Consider the following 18064-nt stretch of genomic DNA (forward strand, 5'->3'; position numbering starts at 1 on the left):
ACGCTAAATGAGACAAAAGGGGGTTAATTTTTTCCCATATTGGCCGATAGATTGACTAATCTAGGCAGGCGTATACTAGGATAACGAGCAGTCACATGACCACGTGGAACGAACTTTTAGGCGTGAATGCTGGCGATAATGCCGAGCAAATAAAACAACGCTATAAGCGACTTTCTAGCCGCGTACATCCAGACAAAGGAGGGAGTACGGGGCTAATGCAGCTGGTCAGTGAGGCCTATCAAGCGGTGAAGTCAGGCAAGGGCGAGGGGAGTGCGCTCGGTCAATCACAAAGTGACGCCAGCCAAGCGGCATTGCGCAGCCAGATCGCGCAACTGCAAAAAGAAGTGTCGGCGTTGCAACAAGAAAACCGAACACTGAAGTCTCGCCAAGCCAATACCCAAATCCCCGCCCACTTGACGGCCAAAATGGCCAAGCTTGAGTTTGATAACCGCCAATGGCGTGAGCAATATCAAAAACTCGAGCGACAACACCAGTCGTTGGAATCTCAACATCATGCTTTACAGCGCGAGCAGGACCAACGCAAAAAAGATTTGCTGCAGGTGAACCGCGAGTTAAAAGAAGCGCTAACGCGCGCAGAGCAACTGGAAACCGATCTTACCCGCAAAGCCACCCCTGTCACATTAAAGCCAGCGAAACCTGGCTTATCGTGGCGCTGGGTGCTTGCGTCTTGGGCAATGATAGCACTGCTAATTAGCCCTTTGCATCAATGGCAGCAATGGGTTGATCGCGTTTTGGGTCAAGATCAGGATCAGACGGCTCAACGTGTACGTATTATTGATCCAGCGCCCTCAGAGCCTCAGCCCACGCAAGTGAATAATATGCCTCAGCCTCAGGCGGCGCCTGCGCCAGTGAGACCTGTTGCCCCAATGATTCAGCTTAACCCTGACGCGAATCAGTGGCATATCAATCAATATGCAGAGACCGCACGGCCTTACTTGGCCTTACGCAGTGAGCAAGGGTCATATGTGGTCGCGAATTGTATGGGCGAGTTTTATATCTACCTTAATCAGGGCTATCAGCCTCTCCGTGTGCCACCAAACTTGGATTACGTAGCACAGCGTCAGCACTTTCATGTTTATGCTATTCCTTACGGGCAGGGGGCGTCGGTGGATAGTTGGCAGTTGGCACGTAAGGTACAAATACTCGAACACACCTTCGTTAGTGCTGACTTGGCGCCCAAACTCAGCGCATTTGAACAATCGTGCCGACAAGTACCCGGCTTAACCGCGGTAAACTTATAAACAGTACCGTGATTAAGCAGAGGGGCTTACATTGCCTTGCTTATCACATCGCATCGCAAAAAAGTCGATAGCGAGCTAGCAGGCGGCGAGTTCGCACGCGGCGAGTTCACACGCCCAAGGTATCAGTGCGGTAAACCGTGAAAGTGCGCCTGATTTCATGCCCATGTATTACACTGACCAATAAGTAATAAGCGTGACTGATGAGGCCTGTAACTATGCTCGATCAAGCGATGTTTGCGCACCAATTCGATCCTCCACGGCAAGACAGCCTTAGTGGGATGTTTCGGCGTTATAAACTGGCAGTCTCTCACTCGGTGTCTGTTGAGGAACATGTCGCTGGTATCGGGATCCCCTCATGGTCTGAGGGACGCACCGCCGCCAGCCAAGACGCTGCGGTGGTTAAAACCATGATGGCGCAAGGGGCCAGCCTGATAGGGCAACTGCAAATGGACCCCTTAGGCGTTAGTATTACCGGTTTTAATCCCTTTTACGCGGAGCTTCGCAATCCCCACTTTCGTCAGTACCGCGTGGGAGGAGTAAACGCAGGTATTGCGGTGGCGGTGGCAAAAAAATTGGCTGATTTGGGCATTGGTAATGATGCATTTGGCGGCGTGCGGATCCCTGCAGCACACTGCGGCCTGTTTGGTTATCGTCCCACGCCAAGCCTGATCGATACCCAGGGGATCATCTCTGTCGCAGAAACCTTTGATAATGTGGGTGTGTGCAGCGCGGCACTTGGCCCGCTCAGTCAGTTTCAAGAGTTGGTCGCCAAGCCTTCCTCTGCGGTGACGAATATCCAGGGCGTAGTCATCGCCGAAGCGGTGTTTGCCTTGTTTTACAGTGGCGAAGCGATGGCGCAGGTTTATCAGCATCTTGAGCGTTTAAGCTTACCGCAAGAGTCGACCCTAGCCATGAACAAACTGGTGCTGTCGCGGCTTGAAAATGCGCAGGTGTCGATTGCTAGCCAAGAATTTTTGCTGATGTATGGTACGTGGTTGCAACAGGCCAAGCTTGATTTACCCACCTCAACGCAACAGTATTTAGATCGCTTACAAGCGGTCGACTACAAAGCGCATTATCAGGCGAAGAAAACCCGCAAGCAGTTGAGAGATACCGTTTGTGCTATGTGGCCAAGTGATAAGGTGTTGCTGCTTCCATCCACACCGGGCGCCATTATACCTCGTGATGCGGATGCGTCAGACAGTGATGCGTTTAATTTATCGCAGCGCCGACTGATGGCGCTAGCGGAGGTTTGTGGTTTACCCCAGCTCACTATCCCGTTGTTTGAGCATCAAAACACACCTTACGGGGTAACATTACTGGCTCACCCTTACAAAGATAAGTTATTGATGGAAGTAGCACGCCGTTGGCTCGATTAACCGTTTGGATTGCACCTTTATCCGCCCAGCCGTCAAGAATTTTCTATAAAAAACCGTTTATTGCTTTTAAAGTATTGATAATGAACTAAAAAATAAGTTAGGGGTTACGCGTTTACTATCAACAGAAACTGTGGATAACCGCTTGGATTAGTCGGTGTTTAACTTTATAAGTTAATGAAAAATAGGTTTATTTTACAAGTTATCGCTTTCGGTGATAACTCTGGTGAGTGTTACGAGAAAGTGACAATTTAGCTGTCACTTTGGTTTAACACCGCGTAGAGACTGTATTCATCCATATTCTGATCCGGTGATGCTGTCACTGTTGTCACTTTTTGGCTGATTTAAGTTTGTACTGTGTCTTACAATGGCTACGCATCACGTGYCTCGAACGCAGGGCGGTGTGTTTAGTTTTGCGCCCGCGAGTCCGTTCACGCCATACTTTGAAACTTCGCGGTTTTAATTCACGTCGCATTAACGCAATCACATCGTCTTGGCGTAGGCCATAGAGTGCTTCAATCGCCTCAAACGGGGTTCTATCTTCCCACGCCATTTCTATAATTCGGTCAATCTCTCCCGGTTGTTCGTTCAATGCCATGTCGGTATCCTTGTGCTGGTGGCCAATAATACGCGTAGAGTTGGAAAAACCGATCAGCGTGTTCCTTCTAACCCATCAATGCTGTTACCCTTGTTTTTGGGCTCTTTAAAAATAAACAGCAAATACAGATAGTTACGGAAAGCCATTTTTAACAAGGGTAAAAGATGATGTTTATCCTAACGGCCTGTTGTTACTGACGATTATTACGCTATTCTATGTTCACTGCCGCACAGGCAGCTTAGAAAAGATAAAAAGAGCAGATTAATAGTCTCCCTATGTTCACTGCCGCACAGGCAGCTTAGAAATGTCTCGGGGCTTCTGTGCGTGTGGCTTGCGCGTTCACTGCCGCACAGGCAGCTTAGAAAATATGTTGGTGCCGCTACTCGGTGAAAGCTTTGTTCACTGCCGCACRGGCAGCTTAGAAACATACATCGCATCGATATCCCGCTGACGTTCTGTTCACTGCCGCACAGGCAGCTTAGAAAGATCAAAGAGATGATGCAGTGCCCGGAAGTGAGTTCGCTGCCGCACAGGCAGCTTAGAAAACGCCGCAGCAGGTTGAGTCGCTGGCCAACCTGTTCACTGCCGCACAGGCAGCTTAGAAATCCAAGCCGCCGCCGATGACGTAGAGACGGCCGTTCACTGCCGCACAGGCAGCTTAGAAAGCCAATGAGCTGCTCGCATGCTATGGCAAGCGGTTCACTGCCGCACAGGCAGCTTAGAAATAGACGTTGGCGAATAGTTGCGAGAGCAAATCGTTCACTGCCGCACAGGCAGCTTAGAAAACAGCCCCAAACCGCCCGCCGTGGCGGCTACGGTTCACTGCCGCACAGGCAGCGTAGGTGACACAAGCCCCAGCACGGTGTTGGATATGTGGAAATTGCCAACGGGCGCCTGTCACGATCGAGGTTAATCGTTGGCCTCAATGTCGGATGGCGCGCGGCGCAAATCATACCAAGTTTGCACGATCGAGCTGGCGCTTATGCCGACCTACGCGAACTTTAACGTCGGTGGTGCCATTGGCGTAGGTGACACAAGCCCCAGCACGATGTTGGATAAGGGGACATTGCCAACGGGCGCCTGTCACGATCAGGGGTTAATAGTTGGCTCCGATGTCGGATGGCGCCAGTTGCACTGCGCGCGGCGCAAATCACACCAAGCTTGTACGATCGAGTTAGCGCTTGTCCGACCTACGGACAGGCAGCTTAGAAATCGCTGTTTGAACTGGCACGGCGAGCCGTGGAGTTCACTGCCGCACAGGCAGGTTAGAAAGGATTGAATGAGAACTCTTGTGTGCTGCTATATGCTTAACGTTGTTCGGCTGAATCAATATGAGTTAAAAAGTTGGGAGTCACTTACAAAAAGCGCTATATTCATTATTCATATTTATGAATAAGTGCGATAGTTATGGCAACAACAAGTTTAAGCTTAGGGGAGCACTGGGAAGTGTTTATTAAAAACGAGGTAGCAAGTGGCCGGTACGGCTCTGCTAGCGAGGTTGTTCGTGATGCATTACGCACGCTTGAGGAACGCAAAGCCAAACTGGATGTGTTGCGCGCACATCTTGATGAGGGGGCTCAACAGGCAGCCAGTGACACGTTTGTCGATGACTTTTCAATGAATGAACTGATTAACGACTTGGACGCAGAATCTTGACGGCGAGCCAAACAAAAAAGCAGGTTCGTATTACGCCCAGAGCACGTGATGATCTTAAAAATATTGGTCGTTACACTGAGCGTAAATGGGGAAAGGCGCAGCGTAACACTTATCTAAAGCGTCTAGCTACGCGGTTTACCTGGCTAGCAGAGAACCCGCAATTAGGCCAGCATAGAACAGACATTGAAGACGGATACTATTGCTTTCCTGAAGGACAACATCTTGTCTTTTATCTTATCCGACGCCATGCAATTGATATTATTGGTGTTCCTCATAAAGAAATGGACATTATTAACCATTTCACTATTGGTTAGTGCGCACATTGTGATTGATAACTACTGACATACGCACTACTAATGCGATCTTCCTTCAAATTCTTTGCTATGTTCACTGCCGCACAGGCAGCTTAGATACTGAAATAGTTGCTTTTTTTGATGCCAGTTCATTGTTGGTGGGTCGTGGCATGGAGGAAGTAGGGAGGGGATGGTTCAATATCAACAAAACCGCATGACTGGCATTGACCATACACGTCAATTTGACGCATGTTTGTAGCTAAAGTTGAGCTTGCAATTGCATGCTTTTGCATAGCTAAGCAGGGTTTTAAGAGTTGGATTACTTTTCCCTTTTTCAAGTCGAGAAATATTGCCTTCTTTCGTCCCCATACGTTCTGCAACCTCTCGTTGAGTTAGCCCGGCCTGCTTACGCATACTGAGCAACATATCTATCAATTCAAACTCAGGCGTCAATTCATCGTATGCTTGTTTCACGTCTGGGTTTTGTAATGCTCTCGCTTTTAATGCCTGTAAGCTATTCACTTTTCACCWCTTTCATACGCTCTGTTGCCAATGCTAAGTCCCTCTTTGGTGTCTTTTGGCTTTTCTTCACAAATGCGTGAAGGATATAGATGTTGGGGCCGTCTAAATAGCAGAATAGACTTTGTCCGATTCCTTCTTTTGCTTTGGCGCGAATTTCAAACAGGCCGTTACCTATTGATTCTGTATGAGGAGGACCTAAGTTTGCGCCATGTTTTTCAATTAGTTCGAGCAGCTTGAGCATTCGCGCTTGAATCTTAGGAGGCATATTGAGAATGCTCTCCTCCACGCCTGGGTAAAAAACAATGTTCCAGTTCATCTTTTACTTCTTATTATTATATATGATAAGTCTTTGTGGGGCAAAATCCACTCATCATACCGAGTAATCTCGAGCAATCTTGGCCGATTAGTGTTACCTGATTCGCATAACAATCGTACAGACAGCAGAATGCGATCTTCCTTCAAACCCTAAACTGTGCCTTGTTTCACGGGCATGCATTGCTATTTTTGTTACCTTTCTAGCGCTTGTGAGTGATCTGCTTTGTCACTCGGGACAACCACGAAAGGGACACCCATGGACGATCTATCGCCCTCCGATCTTAAAACCATCCTTCATTCCAAACGCGCCAATATGTACTACCTCGAGCATTGCCGTGTGATGCAAAAAGACGGGCGCGTGTTGTACTTGGCGGAGGCCAAACGCGAAAACCTCTACTTTAATATCCCCATTGCCAATACCACGGTGTTGCTGCTCGGGACTGGTACATCAATCACCCAAGCGGCGATGCGTATGCTGTCGCAAGCGGGTGTGCTGGTTGGCTTCTGTGGGGGCGGGGGCACACCACTGCATATGGCAACTGAGGTTGAGTGGTTTACACCGCAAAGCGAGTATCGGCCCACCGAATATCTGCAAGGTTGGTTGTCTTTTTGGTTTGATGATCAAAAGCGACTGGATGCTGCGCGGGCTTTTCAGCTGGCGCGTCTGAGTTACTTAAAGCAGGTTTGGCAAGCGAGCCGTGAACTTAAACTTGAAGGGTTCGATGTGGCCGAATTGGCCGGTGCGCTCGACACCTTTGTGGCACGAACCGACAAGGCCAGCAAGTCAGCTGATTTATTGCTTACCGAAGCGCAGCTGACCAAAGCTCTCTACAAACACGCCGCCAACCGCACGCAAAAAAACGGTTTTAAACGTCAGCATGAGGCCGACGATCTCGCCAACCGCTTTTTAAATCATGGCAACTACTTAGCCTATGGCTTAGCCGCGAGTTGTTTATGGGTGCTTGGGATCCCGCACGGATTTGCGGTGATGCATGGCAAAACCCGTCGCGGCGCGCTGGTGTTTGATGCCGCTGACTTAATCAAAGATGCCATTGTACTGCCTTGGGCGTTTGTATGCGCCAAAGAAAACGCCACCGAACAAGAATTTCGCCAGCAAGTCCTGCAAGCCTTTATTGAGCACAAAGCGATAGACTTTATGTTTAACACCATCAAAGCCATTGCGCTGCAAGATTACTCTGAGGATGAGATAACGGAGCAGCAACTATGATGGTGACTTTTATTTCTCAGTGCGAGAAAAAGGCACTGAAGAAAACCCGCCGCGTGCTCGATGCCTTTGCCAACCGAATTGGTGATAACACCTGGCAAACGCTGATCACCGAAGATGGCCTAAACACGGTGCGAAAAATGCTGAGCAAAACCGCCAGCCGCAGCACCGCGGTCAGTTGTCATTGGATTCGCTCGAGAAACCATAGCCAACTGGTGTGGATTGTGGGTAACCGCCGCAAGTTTAACTTAGAAGGCAATGTGCCGGTCAATCGCACTGAGCTGGACCTTGGCCACAAGGAATGGGAGCAGGGTTGGCAGCTTAATGAAGTGATCGTGCTGGCAACGGCCATGGCGGGGTTGTTTCACGATTTTGGCAAAGCCAATGCGTTGTTTCAGCAAAAGCTTCGCGGCCAAACGGCACACCAAGGCGAACCATACCGTCATGAATGGGTATCCTTGCGTTTATTCGAGGCGTTCGCCAAGGGCAAAAAGGATCAGCAATGGCTTGATGAACTTAGCGAGCTTACGCCTGAAACGGCTACTGAGCATGAAACTGAGCTACTGGCGCAACTGTTTACTGAAACGGACGGCTATCAGCCGGTATTTGATGACTTATCGCCATTTGCACGTATCGTGGCTTGGCTGATTGTGTCGCACCATCGGTTGCCGGTGAACTATGATGATGGCGAAGCACCCGTTGAGCTATCGCAAATTGACCAATGGCTTTTCCGTTGCTTTGGCAGCCACTGGAATGCACCCAACGCGCTTAACCTCGCCAAATATAATCCGCAAGCGCTTGTCGATAACTGGCAGTTTCCCGGTGGCACCCCGTTTTTAAGTCAGCCTTGGCAGCAAAAAGCTTGTCAATTGGCCCAGCGTGCCCGCCAATATCCGTGGAGCGCTCATGGACAAGTTGATTGGTTATCGCAGCGGTTTGTCAGCCATATGGCACGTTTATCATTAATGCTGGCGGATCACTATTACTCGTCGCTGCCGTTGGAAAAGTCCAAACCCAAATGGCGCGATGGCCACTACGCGCCTATTGCTAACACAGACCAGTCTCAAGGCAAGCGCAAAAACGCGCCACCTAAACAACAGTTAGATGAACACAACATCGGCGTGGCCATTAATGCGAAACGCTTTTCGGAGAATTTACCCTCACTTAAATGGACCTTGCCGGCGATTGCTCAGCACCGCCGTTTTAGCCAAGGCGCCGAACAAGAGAAGTATCGCTGGCAAGATATCGCCTATCGTAAAACCAAAACCATAGCCACTGAGTCGGAAACGCAGGGCTTTTTCGGCATTAATATGGCGTCGACAGGCTGTGGGAAAACCATCGCCAACGCGCGCATTATGTATGCGTTATCCGATCCTTGGCAGGGGTGCCGTTTCTCGGTGGCGCTGGGGTTGAGAACACTCACCTTGCAAACCGGCGATGCGTATCGTGAGCTGCTGAAACTCGGCGATGATGAGTTGGCTGTGCTCGTTGGCTCGCAAGCGATCCAACGCTTGCACGAGGCGCAAAATACGTCATATCAGTCTTCCGGCGGCAGTGAGTCTACCGAAGACTTTCTCGAGCAACTGTTTATTAACTACGAAGGGCAAATCTACGATGGACGGTTGAAACACTGGCTAAGTAGTCAGCCTAAGCTGGAGAAATTGGTCAGTGCGCCGGTGTTAGTGAGCACGATTGATCATCTAATGCCCGCCACTGAAAGCCTGCGCGGCGGCCATCAAATTGCGCCCATGTTGCGTTTACTCAGTACTGACTTAGTCCTTGATGAGCCCGACGATTTTGGTCTTGAAGACCTACCGGCGCTGTGCCGCTTGGTGAACTGGGCAGGCATGTTAGGGTCACGGGTGCTGCTCTCATCGGCGACTTTGCCGCCTTCTCTAGTAAAAAGCTTGTTTGATGCCTATCGCGCGGGCAGGGCGCAGTTTAATCATGCCCAGTTTGGTGAGAACGCCTCGACAAACGGCGCTGACAGTACGCCTGTGATTTGCGGCTGGTTTGATGAATTTACCAGCGAGATCCAGACGGTGACGAGCAAAACCGATTACGTGACTTATCACCGTGAATTTGTCGCCAAGCGCGTTAAGCGATTAGAGGGTGAGCAACAGGTGCTACGCAAAGGGAAGACGGTAGACACCTCTGCGATTACCTCTCTGGCTGCTCCCCCAATATCCAGCGAACCTCATCTCGACTTTGAGCCGCTTGCGCAACTTATCCATACCCATATTCATCAGTTGCACCATGCGCATCACCAAACTCATGCATCCGGCAAAACAGTGTCGATAGGCGTGGTGCGCATGGCCAATATCGATCCGATGGTAGCGCTGACCCGCGCGCTGGTGCAAATCTCGCCAGATCCGGATCATGCACTCTTTGTTTGCCCGTACCACTCTCAGTTTCCGCTGGCATTACGTTCTTATCGAGAGAGTCGCCTCGATGCGGCGTTAAATCGCCATGATGAAGCGGCGATTTTCGAGCAGCCGGAGATTCGCCATGCTATTGAACATTGTGATGCCAAACACCTGATGTTTGTGGTGGTGGGAACCGCGGTGGTGGAAGTCGGGCGCGATCACGATTACGACTGGGCCATTGCCGAGCCGAGTTCAATGCGTGCCTTAATTCAGTTGGCGGGGCGGGTACAACGTCACCGCCAGCAAGCGCCGGCGACCGCCAATATTCATGTGCTCGAGCAGAACGTCCGTGCGTTAAAAGGCAAGCATCCCGCTTATTATAAGCCAGGCTTTGAAAGCGCGGCTATCCCGCTCGAAAAAGGTTACAAGGTCACGCTTGATGAGGGGCTAACGGCAATTTCCGCCACGCCGCGCATTCAGGAAGTTCCTAAGCTGGAAAAATGCGCCTTTGAGTTTGCTTTGCCGAAAAAAACAGAGGCCAAGCCGGTGAGCCACTGGGGCGTACAAGAGCACCGAGCATTGCGCTTTACATTGGAGCTGACGGGCGGGGAAAAGTACCAACCTAAGTTTTATCGAACCGGTAAGGAAGCCGAGCTTTGGTGGAACGACACGCTTGTCAGCCAAGCCGCTGGGCTACGTTCCCCCGGTAAACATGCCAGTTGGAGCGGCGAATTGATCCGGCGCACCCCGTTTCGTCACAGCCAGCCCCAAGAAAGCTTTGTGCTGGCCTATAACGACGATGGCACGCTGACTTGGCAACAGTTAGATACTTCACGTTATCCCTACCAATACGCCGATCACTCATATCGCTTTAAACCCGCCGAAATATCGCTAGCAGCCGGTTGCCATTGGTGGTTTGACGTTGATCCGGAAGCTGTTTATCAGCACTTTGCTGACCAACTGGGATGGTCGATTAAAAAAGCGAGCCAGCATTTGGGCGAAATACGCCTCGCGGCTGAGCGAGAAGGTCAAAACATCACTTGGTGTTGGCACCCACAGCTGGGTGCTTTTCGGGAATAAAGAAAATTTAATGGAACAACAGGATAAAGGAAGCGCTTATGGAACACAGCCTATACGATGCGCTGCTGGCATATATTGAACAGCGCAAACAGGCGAAGCTTGAGCCTTTGCAAAAGGCGCGTGATAAGGCCCTAAAAGCCGCCGCCAGCCAAGAGCAAGAGGCGATCGCCAATGCCGATTACGCAGAGAAAGCTACCCCGATCGAAGCGAAGTTTGAACCAATTCACTGGGTAACAGACGCCGCAACGCGGGCCAAGCAAGTTAGCCTCGCCACCCATTGCCCCAAATTTGTTCATAGCGATGCTAGAGCGAGCAGCATGTTGGTGACTGAGATCGATAAGAGCGAGTCTCGCTACCTCACCAGCTATTCGCTGACCGAGAAAGCCATTGATGCGGTCGGCAATGCGGCTGCGTTGGATGTGGCGCGTTTTTTAAAAATCACTGTGGAAGGTGAGTCACTTATTTCTCAGTTACAAGCCGGTCATATCAACGCGCTTAAGTCACTCACGGATGACGCCACTTTGTTAGAAACTTGGCGTGCAGGTTTTTCACTGGCGCTAGGCGATCAGGTGTTGTCGGCTCATAACTTGATTAAGCAAACCTACTTTCCGGTGAATGAGGGCGAGTATCACCTGCTTTGCCCGCTATATTCATCCAGCCTTGCGCACACACTGTACACCAAGGTGCGCGCAACACGGTTTGGAGAGAGAGTCAAAGCGATTCGCGAGGCGAAGAACAAACAGTATTACCATCCAGAGCCGTTACAAGCGTTTCCGCGTACCGTTAAACAAACCTTTGGCGGCTCTAAACCGCAAAACGTGTCACAACTGAATAGTGAGCGTCATGGTGAGGGCTTTTTGCTCAATGCTGCGCCGCCAAGCTATCAGCAGCAGCCGGAGGATCCTAGCAAGCAAACCAGCATCTTCAACCGCCGTTTAGCCTACCAAGCCAGCCATTTGCTTCACGATTTTCGCGTCTTTCTGGCAAGCCTGACCGAACGGGACCGCAACTTTGCCACCCGTTATCGGCGCGATCATGACTTTATTCTGCCACTCACTGACTTGGTGTTTGACTATGCCGCACGGGTTCAGCAGCAAGTCTCAGCCGGTTGGAGCCAAGGTACTGATGATCAAGCGTGCCGACTAAAACGTGAACACGCACTTTGGTTGGATGTGTACAACCCCGACGCGCAATTTCAGCGTGAGCGTGAGGCCCAAGACTGGCTGGGCACTGTGGCCTCTGATTTTGCTGCTTGGTTACTGCGCCAGCTTGAGGACAAAAAACACTATCTGCTTGGTGATACGGAGTTCAATTACATCCGCAAAGTGTTCCTAACCCAGCTAAAAGCGTTTGAGCGCGACACGCCTCAATTTGAGGAGAACCGATAATGGCACAGTATCTATTGCTTAAGCACATTGAGGTGCAAAACGCGAACGCGATCGCAGGGCTGACTTATGGTTTTCCGGCGATCACGCACTTTCTCGGCTTTGCCCATGCGCTATCACGTCAACTTCCCGATACGATGGGATTGCGTTTGGGTGGCGTGACCGTGGTGAGCCATAAAAACAACGTTCATGCACGGCAGCCCACAGGGTGGGGCGACTATGTCTTTGCCTTAACCCGCAACCCGGTGAACGCCAAAGGCGAGACAGCATCGATCAATGAAGAAGGACGCATGAATATGCAAATCTCTTTGCTGATTGAGGTTGAGGGGCTGATTGCCGGTGATAAAGCCGCGGCAGCACAGTTGGTCGCGGCGGTGAAAGATTTAGCGCCTCAGCGGCGGCTTGCAGGTGGGCAAATCTTAGCGATTGGCGAGATTGAACTGCTCGCGGATGCAAGTATGCAGAAAAAAGCGTTGCGCCGTCTCATGCCGGGCTTTGTCCTTTGTGATAGACATGATTATCTCGCCCAGCATCATCAACAGCTATTGCAACACAATACGCAGGCTAGCTTATTTGATGCTTGGTGTGAGTTTGCCATGTTGACGTACCAAGCTGTCGCCGATGATGCACACCTACCTAACGACGACAACCAACCCGTGCCGGCCCAATGGCAGCGCGTGGCCAAACCCAAGCCTGGATATTTAGTGCCGATTATGACGGGCTACCGCGCGGTTTCCCCTTGTTATGCCGCAGGTGAGGTCGCCAATGTCCGCGATCCCGAGGTGCCGGTAAGTTTTGTGGAAGCGGCATACAGCGTGGGTGAGTGGCGCAGCGTCCACCGGATCACCGATATCGACGAGGCATGCTGGCGTTATCACGGTGAGCATCCTTGGTACCTTGCCCGTGTGACGACAGCGACGCATGCCGAACCCATTGAACCTGACGTTGTGCCCACAACCGATGACGACACTGACTTTGACCCCGACTTTTTGTAATTAAGGAGATTTCATCATGGCTGATAAAAAACTGACTACCCCTTCCGTGCTTGCCTTTGAAGCGAAACTGATGCCTTCGGACGCACTAATGTATGCGGGCAACTGGGAGAAAGGCGATTGGCAATCTATTCAAGTAGGCGAGAAATCAGTGCGAGGCACCATCTCTAACCGCTTAAAAGCGGCCACCGCCAATGATCCCGCTAAGCTGGATGCGGAAGTATCTAAACCAAACCTACAAACGGTTGATGTTGCGGCACTACCGCATGATGCCGATACGCTCAAAGTGACCTTCTCACTGCGCGTGCTCAGCGGACTGCATGTCCCATCAACCTGTAATAACCCGGACTACCAGCAAGCGTTGGCCGATAAAGTGCGTGACTATCAATCAGAAACCGGTTTTAAAGAGTTGGCGCAACGTTACGCGCACAACATTGCTAATGGGCGTTTTTTGTGGCGTAACCGTGTCGGTGCCGAGCAGGTTAAGGTTGTAGTTACCGCAGGCGAGAAGCAATTTAGCTTTGATAGTTATGAATTCAGCCTACGTGATTTTGACACGCACCCAGATGTCACCGCGCTAGCAGAGGTGATCCAATATGGCCTGACAGAAGCGCATGCGCTTATCCATGTTGAAGCCTACTGCCAACTGGGCGAAGGGCAAGCGGTCTACCCCTCTCAAGAGCTAGTAATGGGCGGCGGTAAAGGCGACAAAAGTAAATTCTTGTATCAATTAGATGGCCAAGCCGCGATGCACTCACAAAAAATCGGCAACGCGCTGCGCACTATTGATACTTGGCATCCTGCCTATGACGAAGTGGGCGCAATCGCCATTGAACCTTATGGCTCGGTGACTAACCGCGGGGCGGCGTATCGTCAGCCAAAAGAAAAGAACGACTTTTACAACTTGCTCGATGGATGGATGTTAAAAGACAAAACCCCAACGCTCGAACAGCAGCATTACATTATGGCGATGCTGATCCGCGGCGGCGTGTTTGGCGCGTAAGGAGGCACAATGCAGTATTACATTGATATCACCTTATTGCCCGACACCGATATTTCGGCAGATTTTCTCTGGCACAAGGTGTTTCAGCAAGTGCATATTGCCTTAGCGGAAAACAAAATCGGACCGAATCAATCGGCCATTGCGGTCGGATTTCCGGACTATCGCCAAGGAGATTTCCCACTCGGCCATCGGTTGCGTTTTTTTGCGCAAACCAAGGAAGAATTTGAGCAGTTAAATATTCAACGATGGCTATCACGCTTGACCGATTATGTACATATCAAGGCGGTTAAGCCAGTGCCAGACGGAGTGCAAGACTATGCCTACTTCAAACGCTGGAACTACAAATCGCCGCAGCGACTGTATAAAAACCTCGACCGGCGCGCGGCCGCGATTGCCAGCAAAAATGGTTACGATGAGGCGGAAGTAAAGCGTCGTTTGTTGGAAAACATTAAAACGGACGACAAACGCTGGTTGCTGCCTTTTATTCAAGTGACCAGCCTTTCGAGCCAAAAACGAGCAGGGCGGCCCAATACGGAAGAGTTTGCTTTGTATATCGAGCGGGAGACTACCAAACAGCCGCCAAACAAGGACCAACCCTTCACCTGTTATGGGCTCAGCCGACGCGAACCCGATAAGCAATCTGCGGTACCGTGTTTTTGAGGGGGAAACCCCTCTTTACCCCTTCTTTTTGGGCTCTTTAAAAATAAACAGCAAATACAGTTAGTTACAGCAGGCCATTTTTAACAAGGGTAAAAGACGATTTTTATCCTAACGGCCTGTTGTACCTGACGATTATTACGTTATTCTATTGTTCACTGCCGCACAGGCAGCTTAGAAATCAACTTCGGGTCATCAAAGTTTCCTTCTTCCGTTCACTGCCGCACAGGCAGCTTAGAAAAAACGAGCCTGTTCCAATCAGAACACCGGCTCGTTCACTGCCGCACAGGCAGCTTAGAAATTTATAACCCGGCGAATTTCATCCACCGTATTGTTCACTGCCGCACAGGCAGCTTAGAAAGTTACGAAAACGCTTCATACGGTGTTTTTCACGTTCACTGCCGCACAGGCAGCTTAGAAATATCGGGGGCACCCGCCCCCTTTCCCTTAAAAGTTCACTGCCGCACAGGCAGCTTAGAAAAAGCAATGATGTTTCAGTTGAGCAATCAGAAAGTTCACTGCCGCACAGGCAGCTTAGAAACAAGAAAAGACCGCCCAGTTAAATTGGTTTATGTTCACTGCCGCACAGGCAGCTTAGAAATTGGGGCCTGAGTCATACATTGGTCCCTCATCGTTCACTGCCGCACAGGCAGCTTAGAAAACAAAGCCCCGCAGTACACTCACAGACATAATGTTCACTGCCGCACAGGCAGCTTAGAAATAGAAAGTTCACCCCCTCGCTGAGCGAGGTGAGTTCACTGCCGCACAGGCAGCTTAGAAACGCCAGCCGTCGCGCCTGAGCGGTTCCGCGTGGTTCACTGCCGCACAGGCAGCTTAGAAATGGAAAACAAATTCAACGCGCTAACCCAAGAAGTTCACTGCCGCACAGGCAGCTTAGAAAATGATTCGCTCCTTTCTCAGTCTGCTGTCAGTGTTCACTGCCGCACAGGCAGCTTAGAAATGTTGAACCATCGTGGTAGGTGACTTTTGGTTGTTCACTGCCGCACAGGCAGCTTAGAAAATGTATATAGTAGCCACCAAGTAAAACAACGGGTTCACTGCCGCACAGGCAGCTTAGAAAAGAAAGAGCATCAGCCACCTGCGCGACTTTTGGTTCACTGCCGCACAGGCAGCTTAGAAATCCCCGAAAAATCGTTTGATGTCACCGATAAAGTTCACTGCCGCACAGGCAGCTTAGAAATGGCTGATCCAGACGTACAGCCCGCGCTCGACGTTCACTGCCGCACAGGCAGCTTAGAAAAATCGGCGTCACGGCCTGCGCCGTCTACCTTGGTTCACTGCCGCACAGGCAGCTTAGAAACCTTTAACTCGATTAAGCGCATGCACTTTCAAGTTCACTGCCGCACAGGCAGCTTAGAAAAAGACACCAGGGGCCAAAGAGTTTTACGGCAAGTTCACTGCCGCACAGGCAGCTTAGAAATTTACCGACGACTGTGTAGCGCTCACCGTCGCGTTCACTGCCGCACAGGCAGCTTAGAAAGTGCAGTTGCGGCGCGCCTACTCGCACCTTGAGTTCACTGCCGCACAGGCAGCTTAGAAAATAAACCTGTTTCAGCGCGGCCAAGAGGTATCGTTCACTGCCGCACAGGCAGCTTAGAAATTAAAATTTAATTAGACATGGGCTTTCATACTGTTCACTGCCGCACAGGCAGCTTAGAAACAGGTTAAAAGCACGATCAAAGCTCAAAAAGCGTTCACTGCCGCACAGGCAGCTTAGAAAATGCCGATTAATGGCCTGACTGCGTTTCATGCGTTCACTGCCGCACAGGCAGCTTAGAAAAAGACGAAGCGGACGCGCTACGCGCAGCCGTGGTTCACTGCCGCACAGGCAGCTTAGAAATATATTGTCATGGGTGCAGGCGGGAGACTTTTGTTCACTGCCGCACAGGCAGCTTAGAAAGTGTGTTCAAAAGGTAAGAGTTTGAGCAGGGCATTCACTGCCGCACAGGCAGCTTAGAAAATCTGCATTACCTGACACCTAAAAAGCTCACAGTTCACTGCCGCACAGGCAGCTTAGAAACCTGCAAATCTCTCACTGTGGTCTGTACGTCGGTTCACTGCCGCACAGGCAGCTTAGAAATACCAATCACGGCATTCATTATCTTTTTATGCGTTCACTGCCGCACAGGCAGCTTAGAAACATATGCGCTGTTCAGTCTCACTGATTTTGATGTTCACTGCCGCACAGGCAGCTTAGAAATAGCCCCCGAATTTCTTCTTGGCATATTGAACGTTCACTGCCGCACAGGCAGCTTAGAAATTAGAAATACACGCCAAAATCAATTTTTGCGCGTTCACTGCCGCACAGGCAGCTTAGAAAAGACCGCAAAGGCTCTAGGTTGCTCTGTTTCTAGTTCACTGCCGCACAGGCAGCTTAGAAATATCTTTTCTAAGCCATCAACCAAATATTGTAGTTCACTGCCGCACAGGCAGCTTAGAAAATCTCGAACATATGCTCAGTTTATCATTAGCTGTTCACTGCCGCACAGGCAGCTTAGAAAACGAAAGCCTGTGAGAACTTATGAGGGCTTATGTTCACTGCCGCACAGGCAGCTTAGAAAAAGAGCTTGATGTGGTTATGGAATATACATTCGTTCACTGCCGCACAGGCAGCTTAGAAAAATCTTTCAATTCTTGGAATTGTTCGTGATTCGTTCACTGCCGCACAGGCAGCTTAGAAATCGACGCAGAAGTGCCAACACTATCAAGCTGGGTTCACTGCCGCACAGGCAGCTTAGAAAACAGGGTGAGACGGGCCCACAAGGCCCAGCTGGTTCACTGCCGCACAGGCAGCTTAGAAAATAGGAGTAGCTGACGATGGACAAAGATACAGGTTCACTGCCGCACAGGCAGCTTAGAGAAGATTAACGACCTGGCCGTCTGCCACGATCGAGGTTAATCGTTGGCCTCAATGTCGGATGGCGCGCGGTGAAAATCACACCAAGCGTGTACGATCGAGTTGGCGCTTATGCCGACCTACGCGAACTTTAACGTCGGTGATGTTATTGGCTTACATTGGTTATCGGAACAGCCACTTTTGGCCCGATGATACCATTGGCGTAGGTGACACAAGCCCCAGCACGGTGTTGGATAGATGCACATTGCCAACGGGCGCCTGTCACGATCAGGGGTTAATAGTTGGCTCCGATGTCGGATGGCGCGCGGCGCAAATCACACCAAGCTTGTACGATCGAGTTGGCGCTTATGCCGACCTACGCGAACTTTAACGTCGGTGATGTTATTGGCTTACATTGGTTATCGGAACAGCCACTTTTGGCCCGATGATACCATTGGCGTAGGTGACACAAGCCCC

13 protein-coding genes and 2 CRISPR repeat arrays are annotated in these 18064 nt (G+C 50.6%); of the genes, 10 read left to right on the forward strand and 3 right to left on the reverse strand.

The window, feature by feature from the left end; translation table 11 throughout:
- Positions 1-95 precede the first annotated feature (95 nt).
- Both BZG14_RS01985 and BZG14_RS01990 read left to right on the forward strand, forming a co-directional pair.
- Entirely contained in the window at positions 96-1262 is a 1167-nt protein-coding gene (locus BZG14_RS01985) for a J domain-containing protein (protein WP_077607833.1), read from the forward strand.
- 200 nt (positions 1263-1462) lie between these two features.
- Complete coding sequence (locus BZG14_RS01990; protein WP_077607834.1) at positions 1463-2641, forward strand: amidase family protein; 1179 nt, start codon at positions 1463-1465, stop codon at positions 2639-2641.
- 325 nt (positions 2642-2966) lie between these two features.
- Here the strand turns inward: BZG14_RS01990 and BZG14_RS01995 are convergent, their stop codons facing one another.
- Positions 2967-3236: a TIGR03643 family protein gene (locus BZG14_RS01995; protein WP_077458187.1), complete on the reverse strand. Its 270-nt coding sequence runs from the start codon at positions 3234-3236 to the stop codon at positions 2967-2969.
- A gap of 217 nt (positions 3237-3453) precedes the next feature.
- A CRISPR array of direct repeats spans positions 3454-4081; the repeat unit is 28 nt; unit sequence GTTCACTGCCGCACAGGCAGCTTAGAAA.
- Between the two features lie 562 nt (positions 4082-4643).
- Here BZG14_RS01995 and BZG14_RS02000 point away from each other — a divergent pair.
- Both BZG14_RS02000 and BZG14_RS02005 read left to right on the forward strand, forming a co-directional pair.
- Positions 4644-4892: a type II toxin-antitoxin system ParD family antitoxin gene (locus BZG14_RS02000; protein WP_077607835.1), complete on the forward strand. Its 249-nt coding sequence runs from the start codon at positions 4644-4646 to the stop codon at positions 4890-4892.
- A complete protein-coding gene (locus BZG14_RS02005; RefSeq protein ID WP_077487139.1) occupies positions 4889-5206 on the forward strand; it encodes a type II toxin-antitoxin system RelE/ParE family toxin in 318 nt (105 codons plus the stop codon). The genes BZG14_RS02000 and BZG14_RS02005 overlap by 4 nt, the downstream gene beginning before the upstream one ends.
- 216 nt (positions 5207-5422) lie before the next feature.
- On the opposite strand, the gene BZG14_RS02010 is transcribed toward BZG14_RS02005, so the two are convergent.
- Together BZG14_RS02010 and BZG14_RS02015 are read right to left on the reverse strand one after the other, a co-directional pair.
- Entirely contained in the window at positions 5423-5707 is a 285-nt protein-coding gene (locus BZG14_RS02010) for a helix-turn-helix domain-containing protein (RefSeq protein WP_077487138.1), read from the reverse strand.
- Positions 5700-6023, reverse strand: coding sequence for a type II toxin-antitoxin system RelE/ParE family toxin (locus BZG14_RS02015; RefSeq protein ID WP_077607836.1), 324 nt, complete (start codon positions 6021-6023; stop codon positions 5700-5702). Before BZG14_RS02015 ends, BZG14_RS02010 begins: the two co-directional genes overlap by 8 nt.
- 255 nt (positions 6024-6278) lie before the next feature.
- Here BZG14_RS02015 and cas1f point away from each other — a divergent pair, with 255 nt between their 5' ends.
- The 6 genes from cas1f to cas6f are packed head-to-tail and all read left to right on the forward strand — an operon-like array spanning position 6279 to position 14733.
- Positions 6279-7250: a type I-F CRISPR-associated endonuclease Cas1f gene (cas1f, locus tag BZG14_RS02020; RefSeq protein ID WP_077607837.1), complete on the forward strand. Its 972-nt coding sequence runs from the start codon at positions 6279-6281 to the stop codon at positions 7248-7250.
- Complete coding sequence (cas3f, locus tag BZG14_RS15815; RefSeq protein ID WP_077607838.1) at positions 7247-10693, forward strand: type I-F CRISPR-associated helicase Cas3f; 3447 nt, start codon at positions 7247-7249, stop codon at positions 10691-10693. Before cas1f ends, cas3f begins: the two co-directional genes overlap by 4 nt.
- 38 nt (positions 10694-10731) lie before the next feature.
- Complete coding sequence (gene csy1 / locus BZG14_RS02030) at positions 10732-12081, forward strand: type I-F CRISPR-associated protein Csy1 (RefSeq protein WP_077607839.1); 1350 nt, start codon at positions 10732-10734, stop codon at positions 12079-12081.
- Positions 12081-13073, forward strand: a complete 993-nt coding sequence (gene csy2, locus BZG14_RS02035; RefSeq protein WP_077607840.1) for a type I-F CRISPR-associated protein Csy2 — start codon at positions 12081-12083, stop codon at positions 13071-13073. The genes csy1 and csy2 overlap by 1 nt, the downstream gene beginning before the upstream one ends.
- Before the next feature lie 16 nt (positions 13074-13089).
- Positions 13090-14073: a type I-F CRISPR-associated protein Csy3 gene (csy3, locus tag BZG14_RS02040; protein ID WP_077607841.1), complete on the forward strand. Its 984-nt coding sequence runs from the start codon at positions 13090-13092 to the stop codon at positions 14071-14073.
- Positions 14074-14082: 9 nt separating this feature from the next.
- Positions 14083-14733 (forward strand): type I-F CRISPR-associated endoribonuclease Cas6/Csy4, encoded by a 651-nt coding sequence (gene cas6f, locus BZG14_RS02045; protein ID WP_077607842.1) that lies wholly within the window; start codon positions 14083-14085, stop codon positions 14731-14733.
- A gap of 150 nt (positions 14734-14883) precedes the next feature.
- A CRISPR array of direct repeats spans positions 14884-17612; the repeat unit is 28 nt; unit sequence GTTCACTGCCGCACAGGCAGCTTAGAAA.
- Positions 17613-18064 lie beyond the last annotated feature (452 nt).

It is taken from the genome of Salinivibrio sp. IB282 (genome assembly GCF_001995685.1).
Classification (GTDB): Bacteria; Pseudomonadota; Gammaproteobacteria; order Enterobacterales; family Vibrionaceae; genus Salinivibrio; species Salinivibrio kushneri.

Coding starts and splice junctions, on each gene's coding strand:
- csy1 (WP_077607839.1), top strand. CDS start 10,732: ATGGAACACAGCCTATACGATGCGCTGCTGGCATATATTGAACAGCGC.
- cas1f (WP_077607837.1), top strand. CDS start 6,279: ATGGACGATCTATCGCCCTCCGATCTTAAAACCATCCTTCATTCCAAA.
- cas3f (WP_077607838.1), top strand. CDS start 7,247: ATGATGGTGACTTTTATTTCTCAGTGCGAGAAAAAGGCACTGAAGAAA.
- cas6f (WP_077607842.1), top strand. CDS start 14,083: ATGCAGTATTACATTGATATCACCTTATTGCCCGACACCGATATTTCG.
- BZG14_RS01990 (WP_077607834.1), top strand. CDS start 1,463: ATGAGGCCTGTAACTATGCTCGATCAAGCGATGTTTGCGCACCAATTC.
- csy3 (WP_077607841.1), top strand. CDS start 13,090: ATGGCTGATAAAAAACTGACTACCCCTTCCGTGCTTGCCTTTGAAGCG.
- BZG14_RS01985 (WP_077607833.1), top strand. CDS start 96: ATGACCACGTGGAACGAACTTTTAGGCGTGAATGCTGGCGATAATGCC.
- csy2 (WP_077607840.1), top strand. CDS start 12,081: ATGGCACAGTATCTATTGCTTAAGCACATTGAGGTGCAAAACGCGAAC.
- BZG14_RS02000 (WP_077607835.1), top strand. CDS start 4,644: ATGGCAACAACAAGTTTAAGCTTAGGGGAGCACTGGGAAGTGTTTATT.